26 protein-coding genes are annotated in these 22,596 nt (G+C 70.2%); 11 read left to right on the top strand and 15 right to left on the bottom strand.

The window, feature by feature from the left end:
* Position 1: 1 nt before the first annotated feature.
* Positions 2-541: an ABATE domain-containing protein gene (locus K1T34_RS20755; protein WP_220245886.1), complete on the bottom strand. Its 540-nt coding sequence runs from the start codon at positions 539-541 to the stop codon at positions 2-4.
* A 54-nt stretch (positions 542-595) separates the two neighbouring features.
* Here K1T34_RS20755 and K1T34_RS20750 point away from each other — a divergent pair, with 54 nt between their 5' ends.
* Positions 596-1,450, top strand: coding sequence for an alpha/beta fold hydrolase (locus tag K1T34_RS20750; RefSeq protein ID WP_220245885.1), 855 nt, complete (start codon positions 596-598; stop codon positions 1,448-1,450).
* On the opposite strand, the gene K1T34_RS20745 is transcribed toward K1T34_RS20750, so the two are convergent.
* Positions 1,447-2,304 (bottom strand): LLM class flavin-dependent oxidoreductase, encoded by an 858-nt coding sequence (locus tag K1T34_RS20745; RefSeq protein ID WP_220245884.1) that lies wholly within the window; start codon positions 2,302-2,304, stop codon positions 1,447-1,449. The two genes, K1T34_RS20750 and K1T34_RS20745, sit on opposite strands and share 4 nt — an antisense overlap.
* Before the next feature lie 13 nt (positions 2,305-2,317).
* On the bottom strand, positions 2,318-3,337 hold the full coding sequence (locus tag K1T34_RS20740; protein ID WP_220245883.1) for an aldo/keto reductase: 1,020 nt from the start codon (positions 3,335-3,337) through the stop codon (positions 2,318-2,320).
* A 184-nt stretch (positions 3,338-3,521) separates the two neighbouring features.
* Here K1T34_RS20740 and K1T34_RS20735 point away from each other — a divergent pair, with 184 nt between their 5' ends.
* Genes K1T34_RS20735 through K1T34_RS20720 form a run of 4 tightly spaced genes read left to right on the top strand, consistent with a single transcriptional unit; the run spans position 3,522 to position 7,021 of the window.
* A complete protein-coding gene (locus K1T34_RS20735; RefSeq protein WP_220245882.1) occupies positions 3,522-4,937 on the top strand; it encodes a hypothetical protein in 1,416 nt (471 codons plus the stop codon).
* Entirely contained in the window at positions 4,934-5,335 is a 402-nt protein-coding gene (locus K1T34_RS20730; RefSeq protein WP_220245881.1) for a FixH family protein, read from the top strand. Before K1T34_RS20735 ends, K1T34_RS20730 begins: the two co-directional genes overlap by 4 nt.
* Positions 5,336-5,349: 14 nt before the next feature.
* Complete coding sequence (locus K1T34_RS20725) at positions 5,350-6,480, top strand: hypothetical protein (protein WP_220245880.1); 1,131 nt, start codon at positions 5,350-5,352, stop codon at positions 6,478-6,480.
* Complete coding sequence (locus K1T34_RS20720) at positions 6,473-7,021, top strand: hypothetical protein (RefSeq protein WP_220245879.1); 549 nt, start codon at positions 6,473-6,475, stop codon at positions 7,019-7,021. Before K1T34_RS20725 ends, K1T34_RS20720 begins: the two co-directional genes overlap by 8 nt.
* Before the next feature lie 167 nt (positions 7,022-7,188).
* On the opposite strand, the gene K1T34_RS20715 is transcribed toward K1T34_RS20720, so the two are convergent.
* Entirely contained in the window at positions 7,189-7,449 is a 261-nt protein-coding gene (locus K1T34_RS20715; protein ID WP_220245878.1) for a DUF397 domain-containing protein, read from the bottom strand.
* A gap of 252 nt (positions 7,450-7,701) precedes the next feature.
* Between K1T34_RS20715 and K1T34_RS20710 the strand changes: the two genes are divergently transcribed.
* A complete protein-coding gene (locus tag K1T34_RS20710; protein WP_220245877.1) occupies positions 7,702-7,968 on the top strand; it encodes a hypothetical protein in 267 nt (88 codons plus the stop codon).
* Positions 7,969-7,972: 4 nt separating this feature from the next.
* Positions 7,973-8,227: a hypothetical protein gene (locus tag K1T34_RS20705; protein WP_220245876.1), complete on the top strand. Its 255-nt coding sequence runs from the start codon at positions 7,973-7,975 to the stop codon at positions 8,225-8,227.
* Positions 8,228-8,292: 65 nt separating this feature from the next.
* Here the strand turns inward: K1T34_RS20705 and K1T34_RS20700 are convergent, their stop codons facing one another.
* Positions 8,293-9,141 (bottom strand): SAM-dependent methyltransferase, encoded by an 849-nt coding sequence (locus K1T34_RS20700; RefSeq protein WP_220245875.1) that lies wholly within the window; start codon positions 9,139-9,141, stop codon positions 8,293-8,295.
* Between the two features lie 169 nt (positions 9,142-9,310).
* Between K1T34_RS20700 and K1T34_RS20695 the strand changes: the two genes are divergently transcribed.
* Entirely contained in the window at positions 9,311-10,465 is a 1,155-nt protein-coding gene (locus K1T34_RS20695; protein WP_220245874.1) for a glycosyltransferase, read from the top strand.
* Here K1T34_RS20695 and K1T34_RS20690 read toward each other — a convergent pair.
* Positions 10,422-11,279, bottom strand: a complete 858-nt coding sequence (locus K1T34_RS20690; protein WP_220245873.1) for a helix-turn-helix transcriptional regulator — start codon at positions 11,277-11,279, stop codon at positions 10,422-10,424. The genes K1T34_RS20695 and K1T34_RS20690 overlap by 44 nt on opposite strands.
* Before the next feature lie 274 nt (positions 11,280-11,553).
* Here K1T34_RS20690 and K1T34_RS20685 point away from each other — a divergent pair, with 274 nt between their 5' ends.
* Positions 11,554-12,471 (top strand): MBL fold metallo-hydrolase, encoded by a 918-nt coding sequence (locus K1T34_RS20685; RefSeq protein ID WP_220245872.1) that lies wholly within the window; start codon positions 11,554-11,556, stop codon positions 12,469-12,471.
* A gap of 3 nt (positions 12,472-12,474) precedes the next feature.
* On the opposite strand, the gene K1T34_RS20680 is transcribed toward K1T34_RS20685, so the two are convergent.
* On the bottom strand, positions 12,475-13,272 hold the full coding sequence (locus tag K1T34_RS20680) for an SDR family NAD(P)-dependent oxidoreductase (protein ID WP_220245871.1): 798 nt from the start codon (positions 13,270-13,272) through the stop codon (positions 12,475-12,477).
* 104 nt (positions 13,273-13,376) lie between these two features.
* Here K1T34_RS20680 and K1T34_RS20675 point away from each other — a divergent pair, with 104 nt between their 5' ends.
* Together K1T34_RS20675 and gndA are read left to right on the top strand one after the other, a co-directional pair.
* Positions 13,377-13,937, top strand: a complete 561-nt coding sequence (locus K1T34_RS20675; RefSeq protein WP_220245870.1) for a PadR family transcriptional regulator — start codon at positions 13,377-13,379, stop codon at positions 13,935-13,937.
* A gap of 74 nt (positions 13,938-14,011) precedes the next feature.
* Positions 14,012-15,448, top strand: coding sequence for an NADP-dependent phosphogluconate dehydrogenase (gene gndA, locus K1T34_RS20670; protein ID WP_220245869.1), 1,437 nt, complete (start codon positions 14,012-14,014; stop codon positions 15,446-15,448).
* Between the two features lie 47 nt (positions 15,449-15,495).
* Here gndA and K1T34_RS20665 read toward each other — a convergent pair whose 3' ends face one another.
* The 8 genes from K1T34_RS20665 to K1T34_RS20630 form a co-directional block, all read right to left on the bottom strand.
* Entirely contained in the window at positions 15,496-16,020 is a 525-nt protein-coding gene (locus tag K1T34_RS20665) for a hypothetical protein (RefSeq protein WP_220245868.1), read from the bottom strand.
* Positions 16,021-16,092: 72 nt separating this feature from the next.
* Positions 16,093-16,812 carry a Clp protease N-terminal domain-containing protein gene (locus tag K1T34_RS20660; RefSeq protein ID WP_220245867.1) on the bottom strand — a complete coding sequence of 240 codons (720 nt, stop codon included), beginning with the start codon at positions 16,810-16,812 and terminating at the stop codon, positions 16,093-16,095.
* Positions 16,813-16,864: 52 nt separating this feature from the next.
* Complete coding sequence (locus K1T34_RS20655) at positions 16,865-17,689, bottom strand: MerR family transcriptional regulator (protein ID WP_220245866.1); 825 nt, start codon at positions 17,687-17,689, stop codon at positions 16,865-16,867.
* A gap of 76 nt (positions 17,690-17,765) precedes the next feature.
* Positions 17,766-18,941, bottom strand: a complete 1,176-nt coding sequence (locus tag K1T34_RS20650; protein WP_220245865.1) for a 4-hydroxybenzoate 3-monooxygenase — start codon at positions 18,939-18,941, stop codon at positions 17,766-17,768.
* A 25-nt stretch (positions 18,942-18,966) separates the two neighbouring features.
* Positions 18,967-20,202, bottom strand: coding sequence for an NAD(P)/FAD-dependent oxidoreductase (locus K1T34_RS20645; RefSeq protein WP_220245864.1), 1,236 nt, complete (start codon positions 20,200-20,202; stop codon positions 18,967-18,969).
* Positions 20,199-20,522 carry a 2Fe-2S iron-sulfur cluster-binding protein gene (locus tag K1T34_RS20640; protein WP_220245863.1) on the bottom strand — a complete coding sequence of 108 codons (324 nt, stop codon included), beginning with the start codon at positions 20,520-20,522 and terminating at the stop codon, positions 20,199-20,201. The genes K1T34_RS20645 and K1T34_RS20640 overlap by 4 nt, the downstream gene beginning before the upstream one ends.
* 5 nt (positions 20,523-20,527) lie before the next feature.
* The gene (locus K1T34_RS20635; RefSeq protein WP_220245862.1) at positions 20,528-21,694 is read right to left on the bottom strand and encodes a cytochrome P450; all 1,167 of its coding nucleotides are present in this window, start codon (positions 21,692-21,694) and stop codon (positions 20,528-20,530) included.
* 100 nt (positions 21,695-21,794) lie between these two features.
* Positions 21,795-22,586 (bottom strand): IclR family transcriptional regulator, encoded by a 792-nt coding sequence (locus K1T34_RS20630; RefSeq protein ID WP_220245861.1) that lies wholly within the window; start codon positions 22,584-22,586, stop codon positions 21,795-21,797.
* Positions 22,587-22,596: the final 10 nt, after the last annotated feature.

The raw sequence follows: 22,596 nt of genomic DNA, 5'->3' as shown, positions 1-22,596 counted from the left end.
CTCAGGCTCGGGTGCGGGCGTAGTGCGCTCGGGCCTTGGCGCGGTTGCCGCAGCGGGACATCGAGCACCATTGGCGGGTGCGGCGGGGTGATGCGTCCGCGAAGCGGAGGCCGCAGTCTTCGGCCGCGCAGACGCGGACGTCCACCGGACTGGTCACCAGTTCGATCACGTCGGCGGCGATCAGCGCGAAGGCGGCGGCGACCGGGTTACGGGGAATGGGTGCCGCTTTGTGCAGTTCACCGCCCGACAACTGCAGGCGCGCGTTGGGCAGCGGCTCCTCGACGGCTTTGTTGACGAGCTCGACGTCCTGCTGCGCCGGCGGGGTGGTGACCAGCCGGTTCACTGCCTCCCTGAGCCATTTCGCCGTTTCGAGGTCTTCCTCCGTGACGGGCACCCGGCCCTCGGTGAGGCCGGCGAGCGACAGCCACTCGGCGAGCGCTTCGGGCGACGTCAGCTGCTCGAACCCCTCGGCCTGGTAGCGGTTGCGCAGCGTGTTGACGAGGTCGAGACTCGGCCGGCCGCCGTCGAAGACCCACTCCATGGGTGGATTCTAACCCTTGCCACCGGTTAGCTACATCCGGTAGCGTCTAACCTCATGATCCGGTTAGAATCTTCGATGGCCCAGGTCGGCGACCTCCGGATGCACTACCTGCGCGGCGGCGACGGCCCGCCCGTGTTCCTGCTGCACGGCTGGCCGCAGACGTCGCACTGCTGGCACCGCGTCGCGGGCCCGCTCGCCGAAACCCACACCGTGATCGCGCCCGACCTGCGCGGCTACGGCCGCACCGACAAGCCGCGTGGCGGCTACGACAAGCACACGATGGCCGCCGACCTCGCGCAGCTCGCCGAGCAGCTCGGCTTCGACCGGCTGGCCGTCGTCGGCCACGACCGCGGCGGCCGCGTCGGGCACCGCTGGGCGCTGGACCGGCCCGAGCAGGTCGAGCGCCTGGCCGTACTCGACATCGCGCCGACGCGCGAGATGTGGAAGCGGCTCGACTCCGACGTCGCGAAGGGCTACTGGCACTGGCTGTTCCACCTGCAGCCCGACCTGCCGGAGCTGCTGGCGGGCAGCAACATCGCCGCGTACCTCGGCTACTTCTTCGAACGCTGGACGTTCCAGCGCCAGGGCCTGCCCGCCGAGGACGTCGACGAGTACGTGCGCGCGTTCTCCGCCCCGGGCGCCCTGCGCGCCGGCTTCGACGACTACCGCGCCTCCTTCCCGGACGACGCCACCCTCGACGACGCCGACTACGCCGCGGGCAAGCGCCTCAGCCAGCCCCTGCTCGCGATGTGGGGCCAGGCCGGCCTTCTCGGCAAACTCCCGACCCTCGACATCTGGCGCGACTACGCCGACAACGTCACCGGCGTCGGCCTCGACAACTGCGGCCACTTCCTGCCGGAGGAACAACCGGAGGTGGTGGTGTCGCACCTGCGGGAGTTCTTGGGCTAGACCTTGATCAGCTCGTCGACGACCCAGTGCGCGACGCCCTCGGGGAACGGCGACGGCAGCCCGAGAACCACGTGTTCGAAGCCGGCGTCGACGGCCTCGGCGATGGCTTTGCGCGTGTGGCCGGGGTCCTCGTAGGACGCCTGCAGGTGGATCGAGCGGGTGATCTCCGCCGGGTCACGGCTGAGCTCGGTGCAGTAGCGGTCGAGAAGGGCGCTGCGGCTCACGGCGTCTTCGAGGTCGCCGCCCGGGATGTTCCAGATGTCGGCGTGGGCGGCGGCCACGCGCAGGGTGGCGGCCGCGCGGCCGCCGATGACGATCGGGGGGTGGGGGCGCTGCACGGGCTTGGGGTTGCCGAACGCACCCTTCAGCCGGACGGTGTCGCCGGCGAAGTCGAAGGGCGCGTCGTCCGTCCACAAGCGACGGATGACCGTGCAGGCTTCGGCGAGGGCCTGGACCGCGTGCGCGGTCTCGTGGAACGGCAAGCCGTGGGCTTCGTATTCGCGCCTCGCCAGCGGATGGCTCGGGCGTGAGCCGACGCCGATGCCGAAGTCCAAGCGGCCGGCGGAAACCACGTCGACGGTCGTGGCGATCTTGGCGAGCACGGCGGGCGGGCGAAAGCGGTTGCTGGTGACCATGAGGCCCAGGCGCAGGCGCGAAGTTTGCGCGGCGAGGGCCGAAAGCAGGGTCCAGCCTTCGAAAATCGGGCCGTCGGGGTCGCCGGCGATGGGCAGGAGGTGGTCGAAGAGCCAGGCGTGCTCGATCTCCGGCAGTGCGTCGGCTTCGCGCCAGACGCGCACGAGGTCGTCGTAGCCCACCTGCATCGGGGCGGTCATGATGCCGAACCGAGGTGACATGGAGAGGTTCCTTTCAGCGGCGACGCAGGGCCGGGTCGAGCAGAGCGGGTGGGGTGTCGAACTTCTCGTGCGCAGCCAGGTCCACACCGGGCGCGACGATCTCGTCGATCGCGTCCAGCACGTCGGCGGACAGCACGGTGTCGGCGGCCGCGAGGTGCGAACGCAGGTGCTCCAGCGTGCGCGGGCCGATAATCGCGCTGGTCACGGCCGGGTGCGCGGTCACGAACCCGAGCGCGAGCTGGATCAGCGTGAGCCCGGCGGCGGCGGCGACCTTCGCCAGGCGCTCCACGGCGTCGAGGCGAGCCTGGTTGGCGGGCAGCGTCAGGTCGAAACGCTGAGGCAGAACCTGAGAGCGGCTCGTCGTGATCTCGCGCCCCTCGCGGACGGCGCCCGACAGCCAGCCGGACGCGAGCGGGCTCCACGCCAGCACGCCGAGGCTGTACTCCGCGGTCATCGGCAGCACGTCGGCCTCGATGCCGCGTTGCAGGATCGAGTAGCTGGGCTGCTCGGTCACGTAGCGGCTCAGGTGGTGCTCACGCGCCGCCCACTGCGCCTGCACGATCTTGTACGCGGGGAAGGTCGACGAGCCGAAGTAGCGGATCTTCCCGGCGCGCTGCAGGTCAGTGAGCGCGGAAAGCGTCTCCTCGTCGCTGGTCGCGGGGTCCCAGCGGTGGATCTGGTAGAGGTCGACGTGGTCGACGCCGAGCCGGCGCAGGCTGTTGTCGAGCTCCGTGACGAGCCAGCGGCGCGAGCTGCCGCGGTGGTTGCGCTCGTCGCCCATCGGCATGGCGGCCTTCGTGGCCAGCACGAGGTCGTCGCGGCGGCCGGCGATGGCCTTGCCGACCATCACCTCCGACTCGCCGGTGCCGTACATGTCGGCCGTGTCGACGACGTTGATGCCGCCTTCGAGCGCGGCGTCGACGATGGTCGTGGCGTCGTCCTGCGTGGTGCGGCCGATCGCGCCGAAGTTCATGGCGCCGAGCGAGAGCGCGCTGACCTGCACGCCGGTACGACCCAAGGTGCGGTACTGCATGGGATGGTCCTCCGAGAAACAAGCGGAACGTTGCTCCGTTAACCATACGGAGCATTGTTCCGCTTTGCAAGGACACCGTGCAAGGGGACCGGCACCTCAGGGTCTACATCCCCCGAACCGGGGATGGATCTTCCCCCGCTTCCGTGACGATTCGGCTGCCGTGACCTCGCTACCTTTTCCCGTGATGGGGACCACAAAGAGAACGGCGCTACTGATGGTGCTGTGCGCGCTGGGGATCGCGCTCGGCGGCGGCACCGCGCACGCCGACGGGGCGCCGGTCGGCGCGGACATCCAGGTGGCGCAAACGCTCGGCGCCCGCGAGCTGACCGTGATCATCCGGCGGATCGACGTGACACCGGGCGACCTGCACGTCGACATCGCCACGCACGCGGGCACCGCGCCCGGGACGCTGCGCCTGGCGGCGGCCGCCGACGGCATCGTGTTCTCCCGCGGCGACGTCGTGCTCGGCGCGACACCCGGGCTCTACTCGGGCACGGTCGGCGTCGACCACGCCGGGCCATGGGAACTGCGGCTGACCGACGGGACGACGACCGCGACCATTCCGTTCGTCGTCCCGGCGCGCGTGGTGCCGCCGTGGGAGAAGGCGGCGTACGGCGGTTTCGTTGCGGCAGGAGCGCTTCTGCTCATCGCCTTGGTCGTGGCGGTGCGGTCACGCAGAACCGCCTACGCCCTGCTGCCGACGGGCGGGATGGTCGCGGCACTGGCCGTCGCGGTCACCGGCGCGCTGCTGTCCACCGGCACTCCCCCGCCGCCCGCGCCGGGCGCACAGCTCGACGCGACCGTCGACAACGTCACCGATCCGTACGCGCTGTCACGCCTGCCCGGCACGGACTACTCGCGGCCGCCGGTGAACCTGACCGTTGGCGCGCAAGGAAAGTCGATCGCCCTGCACTTCACCGACGGCTCCACCGGCCGGCCCGCCGACGACCTCGTGATCCACGACGACGCGCTGGTGCACCTCATCGTCGTCTCACCTTCGGGCCGCCTGTGGCACCTGCACCCGGTGCGGGTGGCACCCGGCGAATACCGCGTCGACTTCACCCCGCCGGAGTCCGGGACCTACGCGGTCGCCGCGGAACTCGAGCGACGCGGCGGCGGCGTTCAGCTGGCGAGGTCCACTGTGGACTTCAGCGGCGGCACCGGCAACCCCGCCGAAGTCCCCGCAGGGCCGGGAAAACGCGTCGTCGACGGAGTGCGGATCGACGTGACGACCACGGCCGTGCAAGCCCGCACGCCCGTCACCGTCACCGCGCACTTCCCCACCGGCGATCTCCAGCCGTGGCTGGGCATGCTGGGCCACCTGATCGTCGTCGGGCCGCTGCCCTCGGCAAACAACCTCGGCGCCGCGGCCGCCACCGCACCGACGTGGGCCCACGCGCACGCGATGCCGCCGTACGTACCGGGCCTCACGGGCGTGCCGGACGAGACCGTCGCCGCGTACGGGCCCGACGTGCCTTTCACGTTCACCTTCCCCGCGCCCGGCCGCTACCGGCTGTGGCTGCAGGCCGAACGCAACTGGTCCGTGCTGACCGTGCCGGTGGTGCTCGACGTGCCGGCTGTTCCTGGAGGGGGCCAATGAAAACGAAACGTCCGGTGGTGCTGATCGGCGTCGTCGTGGTGGTGGCCGCGGTCATCGCGGGCTGGCTGCTGTTCGGCGGCGGGTCGAGCGGTCCCACCGTGCTGAACTCGACGACCGGCCCGTACACCGTGCAGCTGTCCGCGGACGCGCCACGCGTCGGCGGCAACACGTTCGCGTTCGCGGTGACCGGTCCCGCCGTCGACGGCGTGACGGTGGAGCCGGTGATGCCGCAGATGGGCCACGCCGTCACGCCCGTGCCGGCGACTGCCGACGGGCCGGGACACTTCCGCGCCGCCGACGTCGGCCTGCCGATGGCGGGCCAGTGGGAGATCACGGTCTCCCTGCGTGGGCCGGCGGGCACCGGTCAAGTCGTGTTTCCCGTGTTGGTCAACCAGTAAGGAGGGGGCTGGGGATGGATCTCACCGCGTCGGGGGCCCGGGTGGTCACCGCGACGAGAAGGCCGGGGCTGGCACCCGCGTGCACAGTGCTCGCGGGGTCGGTGATCTCGATGGTCGGGCTCACCTGGGACGTGCAATGGCACGACGACGTCGGCCCGGACACGTTCTTCACGCTGCCGCACCTGTTCCTGTACTCGGGCAGCGCGATCGTCGGGCTCGCGAGCCTGGCCGTGGTGCTGCTGACCACGGCCGCGCAACGCGCCGGGCGGCCGGTGGACCCCCGCATCGGCGGGCGCGCGATCGGCGTGTTCGGCCGGACGTTCGCGGCGCCGGCGGGCTACCTCGTGTCCGGCGTCGGCGCCGCGTTGTTCCTGATCTACGGGCTGTGGGACCAGTGGTGGCACGGGCTGTACGGCTTCGACGCCGTGATCGACTCGCCGCCGCACATCGGGCTGCTGCTCTCGGTGACGCTGTCGATCATCGGCACCACGATGGTCTTCGCGGCCGCGCGGGAGCACCGCTGGGGGCGGATCGGGGTGTTCGGCTCGCTGGCCGTGCTGATCGCGTTCAGCGCGGTGACGGCGCTGGGGTTGCAGCAGGTGGACCTCGACCCGGTGGAGGCGACGTCGGTGGGGTCGACGCTGTTGTCCGTACTGCTCGTCTTCGCCGGCGCCGGGTTCCTGCGCCGGCCGGGCGGCGCCGTGGCGACAGCGGCGATCCTGGCCGTGATCCAGGCCGTCTTCTGGTGGTTCTCGCCGTGGGCCGCGCGCTCGTACGCCGACCTCGTCGGGCTGCCGGTGCGCGACTACGTGAGCGGCGTGCCCGACATGCCCGCGCTGATGCCGATGGCGCTCCTGCCGGTGGCCGCATTGGTCGAGGCCTACCTGCTCCTCGCGCGACGACGGGGCTGGCAGCTCGGCCGCGTGTCCGTGCTCGCGGGCGGGCTGGCCGGGCTGCTGGTCGGCGCGACCCTGCTGGTGCAGCGCGGCTTGGTCTACTCCGGTCACGTCGGTGACCTCACGGCGGTTCTCGCGACCGGCCTCGCCGCCGGCGTGCTGGGTTCGGCGGGCGGCTTCGCGGGCTGGCGCTTCGGCGGCATGCTCCGCCTGCTCGCCCCGGCTTCGGAGGTGCAGACCCATGCGTAAGACACTGCTGGCGCTGGGCGCGGTCATCGGCCTGCTGCTCGCCACCGCGCTGCCGGCCAACGCGTACGAGCCGGTGAACATCGTCCACACCGAACGCGTGCAGGCCGGGCCCTACGGCCTCACCGTCGGCTTCTCGACGTGGCCCCTGCGGGCCATGCAGTCGCTGGACTTCACCTTCATCCCCGACGGCGGCATCGGCACCAAAACGGGCACGCTCGCCATGCACAACCCGTCGGTCGCCGCGTTCCAACGGCCGCAGCCGCTGGCGCGCCACCCGCGCAAGCGCGACGTCTGGGGTCTGGACATCCGCGCCCTGCCGACGGAAGGCACATGGGCGTTCCGCTTCACGATCAACGGCCCCCAGGGTCAGAGCACGGGTGAGCTGAAGAGCCTGCCGGTGCTGGCGCAGCCGGGACCGCCGATGGGGCTGAGCTGGGCGATCAGCAGCCTGCCGCTGATCGGCCTGGTGGTGCTCGTGGTCATCGCCTGGCGCCGCACGCGAGGCCAGCTGCGTGGCGGCGGGGTTCCGGCCGCCGCTTGATCCGGTTCCGGCCGGGGGTACCGATGAGGTGCTCCCGGCCGGTTGATCACCAGCCCTCTCCCGCTGACCACCCTGGGTCAGCGCAACTCACTCGTTCGAGTGACAGTTGGTGAACCACTCACGTCAAGGCCCGCACGCGGACTCTTGCGTAAATCGCGAACCCAGCGTCAAGCACCGGGCGGCAGGTCGAACTGCCCGGCCTTCACCGCGACCAGGAAGGCCTCCCACTCGCCCCGGTCGAACACGAAGACCGGACTGGACGCGAGCTTCGTGTCGCGGACGCCGACGAGGTCGGAACGGCCCAGGTTGACCTCGACACAGCTGCCGCCATTGGGCTCACTGGCGAACGACTTCTCCCAGGCAGCGTCCTCGAACAGCCCCTCGGCCTTGTCCGGGTCGTAATCCTGGAGCGACGGATAATCCGTCATGGGTCGTACCTCCGAGCCTCCTGCAGGGTGTGCGGTCGCCACGCACGTCCCCGGCTTCTTTCTGTCACTACGGAGCAAACCGCAGGGCCAAGCGGGTGATCAACTCGACCCGATCTCGACATGAAGATTATTCCAGGAGTAGGATTAATCGCATCGATCGGGGCGTCGGTGGTGGGTGAATGGCTTGCTGCATTCGGCCCAGCCCGCCAACGGAGCCCACGAACCGTCGCCGACCTCGGGGGGAGGGACCGCGTGATCATCCAGGACAGCATGACGGCGAACGTGCTCATGACGGGCAGGCTCGCTCCCGGCAGGGCCGGCGAATCCCGCCGTGTCGTGCACGTGTTCGAGGTGGACACCGCGGGTTCTTCCACTGTGGTGCTCGCGCGGTGCGGGGAATCACTTTCCCGCACGCACGTCGAGTGGCTGGCGCCGGGCGTGGGCATGCCATGCGAAAGCTGTCTCGGTCTGGCCGGAGCGGATCTGCCCCGGTCACCGCTATCGGAACTGGGGGTGTGATCTCATGGCCGTCCGGCTCACCACGCTCTTCCGCCGTGAGGATGAACACACTCACGGCCGGCGTGGGATCAACCACGAGCTGCGCAGCCGCTTCGGCTTCAGCCTGATCCAAGCGCCACTGCGCAGCCCGGTCACTTGGGACACCGACCTCGACGTGCCCGCCCCGCGCCAGCCGGACCTGGTCCGCGCCACGAGGCCGCTGGAGGCGCGCGTCGACCTCGCACCGCTCATCCACGGACTGGGCCCGTCCCGCGCGTAGGCGCGACACAGACCACCGAACCAGCGCGCCCCGGGTCATCACCCTCCCGGGGCGCGCATTCGTCGTTACGGCTTCCGTCCCACGGCGCAGATGCCGCCGCTGAACGACGGGTCGGCGGCCATGCGGTCGCTGTTGCGCGACTCGCCTTCCTCCGGCCGCCATTCCGAAACCCAGACCACCCCGGGGTCCACGAGCTCCAGACCGTCGAAGAACTCCGCGAACTCCGCGCGCGAGCGGAAGTGGATCGGGGTGCTCGACTGCTTGTACTGCTCGTGGATCGACGCGCGGCTGTCGCCGTCGGACTCCGGCACGCCGTCGAGCGTGATGTGCGAGGCCATGAAGAACGAGCCGGAAGGCACGAGCGAGAGGTACTTGCGCACCATCTCGTGCGCCCCCTCCTCACGGCCGATGAAGTACAGGACGCCGGACATGATCAACCCGATCGGGCGTTTCGGGTCCAGCACGCCGGTGTCGAGCGCACGCGGCCAGATGTCACCCGGGTAGCGCAGGTCGCCCTGCAGCACCGCGTGCCGGTCGGCGACGCCCTCGCGCTCCAGCAGGATCTGGGAGTGGGCGACGGCCACGGGCTCGTTGTCCACGTACACGCACCGCGCGTCGGGGTTCACCGACGTGGCGATCTGGTGCACGTTGCCCGCCGTCGGCACGCCGGAGCCGAGGTCGAGGTACTGGTCGATGCCGTTGCGCGCCATGTAACGCACGGTGCGGCCGAGCAGCTCGCGCCCCGACTTCGCGATGGTCTTGATCATGGGGAAGGTCTGGACCGCGCGTTCGCCGAACTCGCGGTCGATGGCCCAGTTGGCCGTGCCGCCGAGGAACCAGTCGTAGATGCGGGCCGCGTTGGGCCGATCGAGGTCGATGCCCTCAGGGGCTTCGGAATCCGGTACCTGTGTCATCAGCTGTCCCTTTCCGACCCGCGGTGTGCTGGTGCGGACCAGTCTGCCGATCTCCCGGCCCGTCCCGCAGCCGACCCCTGATCGAGTGACACCCGATCGGAGCTTGCGGTGACGGAATCCCAGGAAAACGACGAGACCGGCCCCGTCGTCAACCACTACTTTGCCGGGAATGCGCTTCCTTTTCACCTTCGTCGGCGGCCGGGGCCACTTCGATCCGATGGCACCCGTCGCGCGGGCCGCCGCAGCGCGCGGGCACACCGTCGCCGTGGCCGGGGCGGGCAGCCACGTGCCGGCGATCGAACGCGCGGGGTTCACGGCGCTGGCCACGAGCGCGCCCAGGCCTGAGGTGGCGCCGGCCCGAGAGCCGCTGCCGCCCGTCGACCCGGCGCGCGACGACTGGGAGATCCAGGAGCTCTTCGCCCGCCGCGCCGGCCGTGAGCGCGCCGCCGCGTTGCTGCACATCATTCGCGACTGGCGGCCCGACGCCGTGATCCGCGACGAGGTCGATTTCGGTGCCGCGATCGCCGCCGAACGGCTGGGCGTGCCGTGCGTGAACGTCCTCGTGCTCGCCGCGGGAACGTTGCTGCGCAAGGACCTCGTGGCCGAACCACTGCACGAGATCCGCGCCGCGCACGGCCTGCCTGCGGACCCTGCGCTGACGATGCTGGAGGGGCAGCTCGTGCTGTCGCCGGTCCCGCCGTCGGTCCGCGACCCGGCCTCGCCGTTACCGCCCGGCGCGTTCTCCTTCCGCCAGGGCGACCCGATCCCGCCGCGGCCACCGCACGAGCCGCCCGGCGTGTACTTCACGCTCGGCACGGACTTCAACACCGCGTCCGGCGACCTCTTCGAGCGCGCGCTGGCGGGGCTCGCCCGACTGAACGCGAACGTGACCACCACCGTCGGCACCCAGCTCGACCCGGCCGTCTTCGGGCCGCAACCCGCGCACGTGCGCGTCGAACGCTTCGTGCCCCAAGCCGAGCTGCTGCCGTCGGTCGACCTCGTGGTGTCCCACGGCGGGTCCGGCAGCCTGCTGGGCGCGCTGGCCCACGGGCTGCCGTCGCTCGTGTTCGCCATGGGCGCCGACCAGCCCGGCAACGCCCGCCAGACGACCCGGCTCGGCACCGGCGTCGCGCTGGACCCGGAAACCGCGACACCGGACGAAATCCACGAAACGGCGGTGCGGCTGCTCACCGAACCGCAGTGGCGCGAGGCGGCTCAGCGCGTGCAGGAGGAGATCAACGGCCAGCCCGGCGCGGCAGAAACCGTGCCACTGCTGGAAATCACTGCGACATCTGCGCCCGGTAGCCCTCGGCGAGCTCCTTGAGGAACTGCCGCGTCTCGGCGCGCTCCAGCGCCGCACCGCGCAGCCGGTCCCACGAGTCGACGAAGATGTTGAAGTCCTTGACGTCGTCGAGGTAGAGCCCGCCCGCGGAGTGTTCGATGTAGACGAAGTCCCGCGTGCGGTCTGGGAAGCGCATGATCGTGAAGTCGTTGGGCACCGCGGCGAGCTTCGCGCCGAAGGGCAGCACGTGCACGTACACGCGGGGGTAGCGGTCGAGCGCCAGCATGTGCTCGACCTGGTCCAGCATCACCGCCGGCGCGATCCCGCCCGGGGCGCGGCGCAGCGCGCCCTCGCTCACGATGAACCGGTAGTACGGCGGCTGCTGCTGGTCGAACACGGCCTTGCGGTCGAGCCGGTTGCGCACCAGCGACGTGACGTCGGTCGCACCCGCCTCCGTGAACTGCTTGAGCATGTAGTGCTCGGACTGCAGCGGGCCCGGGATGCGCTCACCGTGCCAGGTGAGGATCTCCGCGGCCGCCGGCTCGAGGTCGGTGAAGGTGCGGAACCAGTGGGGCACCACCGAGCGGTAGCCCGACCAGTGACCGCGCTGCCCGGCGGCGGCGCGGGCCAGATTCATCAGGGTGTCGGCTTCTTCGCCGTTGATCCCGAACGCGTTCAGCATCGATCGCACATCTCCGAGCTTGACCCCCACTGCTCCGGACTCGATCTTGTTGACCTTGCCCTGGGTGCAGCCGAGAACTTCGGCGACCTGCTGCTGTGTCATCCGCGCGGCGTTTCGAGCATGCCGGAGCTCGTTTCCGAGCTGCTTCCGGCGCGAGGTGACGGTGCTCGCCATCAGCCTTGCTCTCCCGGACCACTAACCGCCGTAGCAGTCTCTCGACCACTGCCGACGCGCGAACGTTCGAACCACCCAGGTTAGTACCTTTACCCAACGGGGTTCGATGATGACACCGCGCAGCGTTCCAGGAAATGATCCGAAAAGCCAGTCACCCCGGGTATCACTCGCCTGGACCAGGCCATCCAGCGCCTTTCGGACACTGCCGCTGCTCCATCCGGACTACATCGGCGCCCGGTGCTGCGACGCTCGGTTCTGAGGCATAGTGGCGGACGTGATCGATCGCTCCCCCGGCGCCGCGAAGGTCGAGCGCCTCGCAGACGGCGTCTTCGGCTACGTGCAGCCCGACGGTTCCTGGTTCATCAACAACTGCGGGTTCGTCGCGGCCGGTGACCACACCGTGCTCATCGACACGTGTGCCACCGAGCGGCGCACGCGCGCTCTGCTGGCCGCCGCGGAGGCCACGACGGGACCTGTCACGACGCTCGTGAACACCCACCACCACTCCGACCACACCAACGGCAACTACCTCGTCGGCGGCGCGACGATCATCGGCCAGCGCAAGACGCGGGACGCGATGCTCGCCGCCGGCATCGAGACCTACGAAGGCGCGCTCGTCGGCAACGACTGGGGCCACCTGGAGCTGCGCGCGCCCGACGTCGTGTTCGACGACCGGCTGACCGTCCACGCGGGCGACACCGTGATCGAGCTCGTGCACCCCGGCCACGCCGCCCACACCACCAACGACGTGCTCGCGTGGCTGCCCGAGCAGCGCGTGCTGTTCGCGGGTGACCTGGTTTTCCACGGCGGCAGCCCGTTCGCGTTGATGGGCTCGGTCGCCGGCTGGCGTGCGGCGCTCGACGTGATCCGCGAGCTGGAGCCGGCGCTGATCCTGCCCGGCCACGGCGGCCCGTGCGGACTGGAGACGGTGGACGTCGTCGACGCGTACCTGAAGTTCGTCCAGGAAACGGCCGAACGCGGCAAGGCGGCGGGGCTTTCCCCGCTGCAGCTGGCGAAGGAGACCGACCTCGGGACCTTTTCGGACTTGTCCGAACAGGAACGGCTGGCCGGCAACCTGCACCGCGCGTACGCCGAGCTGGACGGTGCGGAGTGGGGCGCGCCGATCGACCTGGTCGCGGCGATCACCGACATGGTCGCCTACAACGGCGCGCCCATCCGCTGTTTCTCCTGACGTTCACAGGAAAGACGCGAGCAGCTCCGCCGTGGCCTCGCGCAGCCGTGCGCGCGTTGCAAGGTCGTAAGTCCCTTCGTGCGCGCGGGCCGGGTTCAGTCCGTCGAAGTACCGGCCAGTGCGCTCGCCGGCCGCGCCGGTCGCCACGTTGAGCACGGCCTTCGTGCCGGTGCCGACGGTCGACATCGGCGGGATCAGCGACTCGCGGACCATGTGCGTGTTCATCAGCGACGCCGGGTGCACGCAGTTGACGGTGACGTCGCTGCCGTCGAGCTCGGCGGCGAGGTCGAAGGTGAACGCGGCGAGTGCGAACTTGCTGCGGAAGTACGCCTCCGAGCCGCGGTAGCCGCGGTCCAGGCGCAGGTCCGCGAAGTCCACCGGCGCCTGGCCGACCGAGCCGACGTTGACGATCCGGGCGCCGGAGCCGAGCCCGGGCAGCAGCCGCCGGGTGAGCAGCACCGGCGCGAGGTAGTTCACGGCCAGCCGCAGCTCGTGGCCGTCGGCGCTGAGCTCCCGTTTGCGGTACGGCGGCCGGCCCGCGCCGACCCCGGCGTTGTTGACGAGCAACCCGACTTCGCCCACCTGCTCGGCGAGGTCACGCACCTGCGCGAGCGAACCCAGGTCGGCGAGGCACGCCTCGGCCTTGCCGCCCGCCTCGGCGATCCGCTCGACGACCGCGTTGGCGCGCTTGGCGTCGCGCCCGTGCACGACGACGTGCGCGCCCTGCTCCGCGAGGGCCAGCGCCACCGCGCGGCCGAGCCCGGCGGTCGCGCCGGTCACCAATGCCTTCTGTTCCAGCATGAACGTCTCCACATGTACTCAAGGACATGTACCCCAGGACACGACGAATCTTCCACATGTCCCCAGGGACATGTCAAGGTAGGCTTCGGACCGGAGGTGTCGCCTTGTCGTTGCGGTATGGGCTGCTCGGGCTGCTCGCCGAGGGGCCGGCCAGCGGCTACGACCTGGCCCGGCGGTTCGAAGAGGCGCTCGGCCCGGTGTGGCCGGCGCAGCACCCGAAGATCTACGCCGAGCTGTCCCGGCTGGCCGAGGCCGGCTTGATCGAGGTCGACAGCCACGGCCCGCGCGGGCGCAAGGCGTACCGGATAACCGAGACCGGGCTCACCGCCGTGCGTGCGTGGTTGGCCGCAGGCGAGGTCGACCACACGTTGCGCACCGAGTCGGTGCTGCGGTCGTTCTTCTTCTGGCTGATGGAGCAGGACGACCTGACCGAGCACCTGCGTCGCGAGCACGAGTTCTTCAGCGAGACCGCCGAAACCATGCGCGCCTACGCGGCGGCCAAGGACCGCGGTGACTTCGGCACGAGCCCGCAGACGAAGGCGATGCGCGTGGCCGTGGAGGCGGCGATCCGGATCTACCAGGCGATGGCCGACTGGGCCGAGTGGGCACAAACCGTGCCCCCGGCGACAACGGCCGAGGACGGGCCATTCCCGAACTCCCGGTGAATGTTCTCGCAGGTTCGCCGCGGCCCGAACGACGCTAGGCTCGCACCGGAGAAGAGACTTCGGAAAGGGTTCGGATGAGCAAGAAGGCGAGCATCGGGGTCACCGGCTTGGCGGTCATGGGCCGCAACCTGGCGCGGAACCTGGCCCGGCACGGGCACACGGTCGCCCTGCACAACCGCTCCGAGGCGCGCACGCGCACGCTCGTCGAGCAGTTCGGCGACGAGGGCGACTTCATCCCGGCGTACTCCGCGCAGGAGTTCGTCGACGCGCTGGAGCGGCCGCGGCAGATCGTGATCATGGTGCAGGCCGGTGGGCCCACCGACGCCGTGATCGAGGAGTTCGCACCGCTGCTGGAGCCGGGCGACGTGATCGTCGACGCCGGCAACGCGCACTTCGCGGACACCCGCCGGCGCGAGGCCGCGCTGCGCGAGCGCGGGCTGCACTTCGTCGGCACGGGCGTGTCCGGCGGCGAGGAGGGCGCGCTCAACGGCCCGAGCATCATGCCGGGTGGGTCGAAGGAGTCGTACGAGTCGCTCGGCCCGCTGTTCGAGGACATCTCGGCCAAGGTCGACGGCGAGCCGTGCTGCACGCACATCGGCGCGGACGGCGCGGGCCACTTCGTGAAGATGGTCCACAACGGCATCGAGTACGCCGACATGCAGCTGATCGCGGAGTCGTTCGACCTGCTGCGCGGCGCCGCCGGCTACTCGCCCGCGGAGACCGCCGACGTGTTCTCGACGTGGAACACCGGCCGGCTCGAGTCGTACCTCATCGAGATCACCGCCGAGGTGCTCAAGCACGTCGACGGTTCGGGCAAGTCGTTCGTCGACATCGTCGAGGACGCGGCGGAGCAGAAGGGCACCGGCCGCTGGACCGTGCAGATCGGGCTTGACCTGGGTGTGCCGATCAGTGGCATCGCCGAGGCCGTGTTCGCGCGTTCGCTTTCGGGCTCGAAGCCGCTTCGCGCAGCCGCTCGCGGGCTGGCGGGGCCGGTGCGTACGCCGCTGAAGGGCGCCGCGCTGGAGACCTTCGCCGACGACGTCGAGCAGGCGCTGTACGCGTCGAAGGTCGTCGCGTACGCGCAGGGCTTCAACCAGATCCAGGCCGGCGCCACGGAGTACGGCTGGGACATCGACCTGGGCGCCGTCGCGTCGATCTGGCGCGGGGGCTGCATCATCCGCGCGAAGTTCCTGAACGACATCACCGCGGCCTACGCCGAGGACCCGGCTCTCCCGACGCTGCTGACCGCGGGCGCGTTCCGCAAGGCCGTCGAAGACGCGCAGGACTCCTGGCGTTCGGTCATCTCCACGGCGGTGCGGCTCGGCATCCCGACGCCGGGCTTCTCCACCGCGCTGGCGTACTACGACGGCCTGCGCGCCGACCGGCTCCCGGCGGCGCTGGTGCAGGCTCAGCGTGACTTCTTCGGTGCGCACACGTACCGGCGGGTGGACCGCGAGGGTTCGTTCCACACACTGTGGGCCACGGATTCTCGTGACGAGGTCGGTGCTTGATCTTTTGCTGAAGGGACCCCCGCCGTTTCTTGGTGGGGGTCCCTTTTTCATTGCGTGTACTGGGTGAGCCAGGGCGGGACCTGCGGACGGCGGTAGGTCTTGAGGTCGTCGCGGTAGTGCTGCGGCGGCAGGAGCTGGTGCGGCGGGAAGGGTTCGTCGCCGTAGTCGTAGGTGACGCTGAGCTGTCCGCTGTTGAGCACGCTCAGGATCAGGCGCCACCACGGGCCGGCGGACATCTGCGCGGCGACGTGGCGTTGGTTGCGCAGCATCGCGGTGATGGGCTCGGGGACGTAGGCGTCGCGCTGCTGGTTGCCCGCGAAGAAGCGCAGGAGCGCGATCTCGGCGGACACGGTGAAGGAGAACTCGGCGGAAAACCATTCCCAGCCTTGCGGGCCGAGAAGCGCCAGCTGTTGCACGATCGGCTCGAGCAGACGGCTGGCTTCGGCGGCGAGGGCTTCGTCGTTGTCCGGCGGCGGGGTGTCCACGATTTCGAAGCTCTGGATGGCGGGAGGGCCGTCGCCTTGGGCGTCTTCGAACGCTCGGCGGAACTCCTCCATGAACGGGTCGGCCATCGCGCCAGCCTAGGGGTCAGGCGGTCATCGTCACCAGGAAACCGGCGACGACGACCGCCAGAAGCAGGAACCTCACTGCTCCCGCGCGGAAACGATCTCCGCGAGGGCCTCCTGGATCTTCGCTTCGGCCGGTTCCTTCGTGATGCCCAGCCCGGTGAGTACCTCGTAGCCGGCGCCTTCGCCCTGTTCCAGGAGCGCCAGCAGGATGTGCTCCGTGCCGATGTAGTTGTGGCCCATCCGCAAGCCTTCGCGCAGGGTCAGCTCGAGTGTCTTCTTCGCGCCGGCCGTGAACGGCATCGGGTCCGGCACCGGATCGACCGGTTCGGGCAGTTTCGCCTCCGCGGCTTCCTTCACGGCTTCCAGGGTCACGCCCTGAAAAACGATGATCCCCGCAGCCAGCGCGGAGGGCTCCGTGATCAGCCCGAGCACGAGGTGCACGGTGTCGATTCCCGGGCTGCGCGCCTCGTTGGCGGCTCTCTGCGCCGCCACGACCACATTTCGCGCAAGAAGGGTGTAGCGCCCGTACACCCGCTGGATGTTGCCCGCCGCGTCGTCCTTCGGCACGAACCGCTTCTGCGCGGCCTGTTTGGAAACCCCCATACTCACGCCGATCTCCGTCCACGACGCGCCGGAGCGGCGCGCCTGGTCCACGAAGTGCCCGATGAGGTGGTCGGCCAGCTCACCGAGGTGCTCCCCCATGTACACCGCGTCGGACAGCTGCGCGAGGGCGTCCTTGTCGTTGTTCGCCTTGATGGCGCTGATGAGGTCGTCGAGCTTCACTGGAGAGGTCATAACGTCAACTGTAGGTTGACGATCTGGTGTCGTCAACCCACAGTTGACCAGGTCAGGTCGCGGCGAACGGCGTCACCGGGATCTGCAGTTCGGTGACCCAGCCCGTCTCGTCGCCGTCGGTGTGCAGGTAGACCTCGCGCGCGTGGCCCGGTTCGGCGCGGTAGCCGTTGTCGTCGATCCAGCGCGCGAGAGCCTGGTACGACTCGGCGATGGTGGCCATCGTGCCGCGGTGGACGAGCGTCGCGGCGTGGGCGAGGCTCGGCAGCTCCACCTCGTCCAGCCCGGCACCCTCCGACGACCCGACGTAGGGCGCGCACGCCTGCACGTGCACCCGATCGTCGGCCGGCTCGTACCAAGCGATGGCCGGCCCGGCGAACTTCAGGCCCGCGCGCTCCATCCGTTCCGCGAGACTCGCGCACAGCCCGCCGACGACGGGCCCGATGTCGTCGTACTCGAACGACTCGGCAATCCCCCCGACCGCAACAACGCGAGCACCCTCGACCGGCTTGACCACAACGTCCACTTCGGACATGGTGTCCTCCACTTCGATCAACCGGAGCCTCGCCTCGACGCGCGCCAGCCGCGCCGTCTCCGCCGCGACCCGCTCCGCCAGCTCCCCGCGGCGCAACCTGAGCATCCCGCGCAGCTGCTCCGCGCTGGGCCGCTCGTCGAGCACCTCGGCGACCTGCTTCAGCCCGATGCCGAGATCACTCAACGCCAGGATGCGGTTGAGCCGCGCGAGCTGGTCCGCCGCGTAGTAGCGGTACCCACTGTGCGGATCCACCCGCGCCGGCCTCAGCAGCCCGAGCGCGTCGTAGTGCCGCAACATCCGCACGGACACGCGGCCGACCTTGGCGAACTCTCCGATGCTGAACATGACACCACCTACGTTCGGGTCTCACACGGTGTCAGAGTCAAGCGCGCATGGCGGGTGGTTCGCAATCGGTGAGGCATCAGGCGCCGAACGGCAACCCCACGTAGTTCTCCGCCACGCTCGTCGCCGCGGCACGCGACGAAGCCGTGTAGCGGAGTTGCGAGAGCTGCAGCCGGCGGGCGAAAGCGTCGGCGCCCGGGTCGACGTGGAGCATTGTCGTCATGAACCAGGAGAAGTGTTCGGCGCGCCAGACGCGGCGGAGGCAGGTGTCGGAGTAGGCGTCGGCCAGGGAAGGGTCGCCTTTGAGCAGGGTGACCAAAGCACGTGAGAGCACGCGGACGTCCGCGACGGCCAGGTTCATGCCCTTCGCGCCGGTCGGCGGCACGATGTGGGCGGCGTCGCCGGCGAGGAAGAGCCGGCCGTGGCGCATGGGTTCGGCGACGAAGCTGCGCATGGGCGTGATGCCCTTGTCGAGGATCGGGCCTTCGCGCAGGGTGAATTCGCCGTCGACCGCCAGGCGCACGGACAGCTCGGACCAGATGCGGTCGTCGGACCAGGCCGCGAGGTCCTCACCAGGGTCGACCTGCAGGTAGAGGCGCGTGATTTCCGGCGAGCGCATGCTGTGCAAGGCGAAGCCACGCGGGTGATGCGTATAAATCAGCTCCTCGTGCGAAGGCGGCGTCTGCGCCAGGACACCCAGCCACGCGAACGGGTATTCCCGCTCGAAGTACTGCAACACACCGTCCGGAATGGACGGACGAGACACACCGTGGAAACCGTCGCAGCCGATGATGGCATCGCATTCGAGAACCTGCGAAACACCAGCGGAATCCACATACCGGACCACCGGCCGAGAAGTGTCCACATCAGACACAGCGACGTCCGAAACCTCGAACTCCAACGGCAAACCCTGACGCTCATGCGCGTCCACGAGGTCCTTGACGATCTCCTGCTGCCCGTACACCGTGATCGACCGCCCGGTGAGCTCGGTCAGCGCGATGCGGTGGTCCTGGCCGTCGAACCGCAGCGAAAAACCCTCGTGCGGCAGGCCTTCCCGGGCCAGCCGGTCGCCGAGGCCGATCTCCGTCAACAGCTCGACCGTCGGTTGTTCGCAGACCCCCGCGCGCACGCGTTGCCGCACGTACTCGCGGTCGCGCGCCTCCAGTACGACGGCGTCCACGCCTTCGGAGTGGAGCAGGTACGAAAGCAGCAGACCGGCCGGGCCGGCGCCGATCACAGCGACCTGGGTGCGCAACGGGGGTACCTCCGAACGAATAACGTCAAGCCGCGGAACGCGACTTCACATGGGCTTTCAAATCGAACGAGCTGGCTTCGAGGTCGGCGTACGACGGGCGCAGCTCCGCCGTGAACAGCCGGCGCGCGGCGATGTGGTCAGGCGGGCGGTTCACGGACTCGACGGCGATCAGCACGCCGTCGCGGAAGGACAGCACGGAAAACCGTCCCTCGGCGCGGTCGCCGGTCACCACGGTCTTGTCCGCGTTCGCGAGGATGCCGACGATCTGCAGCTTCGCGCCCGTCTGGTCGGTCCAGAACCACGGCAGGCTCTCGTACGGCGCGGCGTCGCCGGTGATCGCCGCGGCGACGCATCGGGCCTGGTCAACGGCGTTCTGCACCGACTCCAGCCGCGTCGCCGCGCCCGCGTGGACGCACGGGAAGTTGGCGCAGTCGCCGATCGCGAAGATCTTCGGGTCTTCGGTGCGCAGGTGCTCGTCGACGACCACACCGTTGGTCACCGTCAGCCCGGCCTGCGAAGCGAGCGTCGTCTCGGGCACCACACCCACGGCGACCACCACCAGGTCGGCCGGCAGCCGCGAGCCGTCGGCCAGCTCGACCGACGAGACGTGCCCGTCGCCGTGCAACGCCGTAACGCCTGTTCCGAGCAGTACCGTGTGCCCGGCCTTTTCGTGCAGCTCCTTGAAAAACGACGACACCTCCGGCGACGCCACACGCGCCAGCAGCCGGTCCTGCGCCTCGACGACCGTCACGGGCCGTCCGGCGTGCGAAGCGAATTCGAGGCCGATGAAGCCGCCGCCGATGACCACGACGTTCGAAGCCGCTTCCAGCGAAGCCCGCAGCCGATCCGCGTCATCCCGCGTCCGCAGCATCAGCACGCCGTCGAGATCCGCGCCGGGCACTGGCAGCACCCGGTTCCGCGCGCCGGTGGCCAGCACGAGGTGGTCGTAGGAAAGCTCCTCGCCCGACTCGAGAACCACCCGCGAAGCAGCCCGATCCACCGAAGCCACCCGGCCCGGCACGAGCTCGATGCCCTTCTCCGCGAAGAAGTCCTCCGGCCGCAGCCGCAGCTGCTCGTCGCCCGCCGTGCCCTTGAGGTAGGCCTTCGACAGCGGCGGCCGCTGGTACGGCACGCCCGGCTCGTCGCCGACCAGGACCACCCGTCCGGTGAAGCCCTTGTCCCGCAACGAAGCCGCGGCCTGGAAGCCGCTCTGCCCGCCGCCGGCGACGAGGACGGTCTCGGGCGAGGATCCTGTGGTCATAACTGCTCCTCCGGCAAGCGCAGGACCAGACCGTCGAGGTCCTCGGTCACCGGAAGCTGGCAGGACAGCCTGCTGGTGGCCGCCCTCGGGCTGGCCGTGCAGTCCAACATCTCCTCTTCATCTGAGCACAAGGGCCCAAGATCGTCGAGGCGCGCCGGGTCGACGTAGACGTGACAGGTCGCACACATGGCGTTACCGCCGCACTCGGCCACGATCCCGTCGACGCCGTGGTCGATCGCCACCTGCATCAGGGAGCGACCGACCGTGGCCTCGACGGTTCGGGAGGTCCCGTCGGACTGCACGTAGGTGACCTTCGGCATCCCGGTCACCGGACCCGCACCGGCAGCGAGGCGAGGCCGCGCAGCGTGTTGGACAGCTGGGGCCGCGGCTCGCCGGCGAGCTCGATCGTCGTGACGCGCCGGGCCAGCTCCGCGAGCAGCACCTCGCCTTCGAGCCGCGCGAACATCTGGCCGACGCACGCGTGGACACCCGAGCCGAACCCGACGTGCCCGGCCGCGCGCCGCGTGATGTCGAACGTGTCCGCGTCGGGCCAGCGCCGCGGGTCGCGGTTGGCGGCGGCCAGGAAGAGCAGCACCTTCTCCCCCGCCGGGATGCGCACGCCGCCGATCTCGACGTCGCGCGTGGTGGTGCGGAAGAACGTCTGCACCGGCGACGTGAACCGCACGACCTCTTCGAACGCCGCGCGCGAGCTTTCTGGCTTCTCGCGCAGGGCGGCCCACTGGTCGGGATACAACGCGAAGCACAACACGGCGTTGCCCAGCGCGTGGACGGTCGTGTCGACGCCGGCGCTCAGGAAGGAGCGCACGAGCAGCGCGCGCTCTTCCTCGGTGAACTCTGAAGCGGCTTCGTGGATCCGCGCGCCGAGCCCGCCCGGCGCGAGGTTCTCGGCCCGGCAGTGCTCGGCGATCCACTCGCGGGCCACCGCGCCGCGCTCCATCGCCTCGGTGAAGAGGTGGTTGCGGGGGCCGAAGCCGTTGAACACCATGGCGCCGTACGGCAGGAGGTGCTCACGGCCTTCGGCGGGCAGGCCGACGGCGTCGGGGAACACCTTGAGCGGGAAGGCCTCCGCGAAGTCGGCAACGGCGTCGAACTCGCCGCGCGCCACCAGCGCGGCCACGAGCTTCTCCGCTTCACGCGCGAAGGTGTCCCGGTAGGTCTTCACGACCTTCGGCGTGAGCACGCTCGTCACGGTGTGGCGGGCCCGGTCGTGCTCCGGCGCGTCGGCCTCGAGCAGCAGGCTCGGCGGGCGCCACGGCGTCTCCTTGCGGAAGTCGCTGAGCCCGACGCCGGCCGACGAGCAGAACGTCGCGGGATCGTTCAACGCCTGCGTGACCTCTTCGGCGCGGGCCATCGCCCACACGTCGTAGCGGCCGAGGCGCACGACGGGACCGGCGTCGCGCAGCCGTCGGTGCAGCGGCACGGGGTCGGCGAGGACTTCGTCGGCGAACGGATCGTCGTCGAGCGTGATCACCGGGCCTCCTCACGTCGTCGGGATGGCCCTCAGGGTGCTGCGTCGGCGCCCTTCAGCACAGCATGCCTTCCACTGAGTGGAAGAAAGCGTGGTTTCAGGTTCAGTGCGTCTCGCGATGCGCGTCTTCGGAAAGCCGCAGCGTGGCGCCGAGCGTCCGTGAAATACCGCGCGCCGCCGCCCGCACGGCCGGCACCAGCGTCAGCGGGTCCGTCCCCTCGGCCGGCACGACCACGGAAATCGACGCGACCACCGTGTCCGACGCGCCGTGCACCGCCGCCGCGACGGAGAGGGCGGGCAGCTCGATCTGGCCGTCACTCACCGCGTAGCCGTTGCGGCGGACTTCCGCGAGCACGCGGCGCAGCTGCTCGGGCGAGTGGATGGTCTTGCCGGTGTAGCGCTTGAGCGGCAGCCCGAGCACCTGCTCCTGCACCTCGGCCGGCGCGTGCGCGAGCAGCACCAGCCCCACGCCCGTCGCGTGCAACGGCAGCCGCCCACCCACGCGCGAGATCACGTTCACCGCGCGGCGCCCGGAAAGGCGTTCAAGGTACACGACCTCGGCCCCGTCGAGCACGGCGAGCTGCACGTTCTGGTGCGTGGCCTCGTAGAGATCCTCGAGGAACGGCATCGCGCTCTCCCGCAGCTGCGCCCCGTGCGGTGCGAGCGACGCCACCTCCCACAGCCACAGCCCGACGCGGAAGTGCCCCTGCTCGTCGCGCTGCAACGCCCCGCGCCGCACGAGTTCGCCCGCCAGCCGGTGCGTCGTCGACAACGGCAGCCCGGCCCGCCGGCTCAGCTCGGACAGCGTCAACACCGGTCGCTCGGACGTGAACGCGCCCAGCACGTCCAACACCCGCTCCACGACCGACGGTGGCCGCTGCGCGTTGTGCCGCATGGGTATCAGT

Source organism: Amycolatopsis sp. DSM 110486 (assembly GCF_019468465.1).
Classification (GTDB): Bacteria; Actinomycetota; Actinomycetes; order Mycobacteriales; family Pseudonocardiaceae; genus Amycolatopsis.
This window is presented reverse-complemented; position numbering and strand designations above follow the sequence as displayed.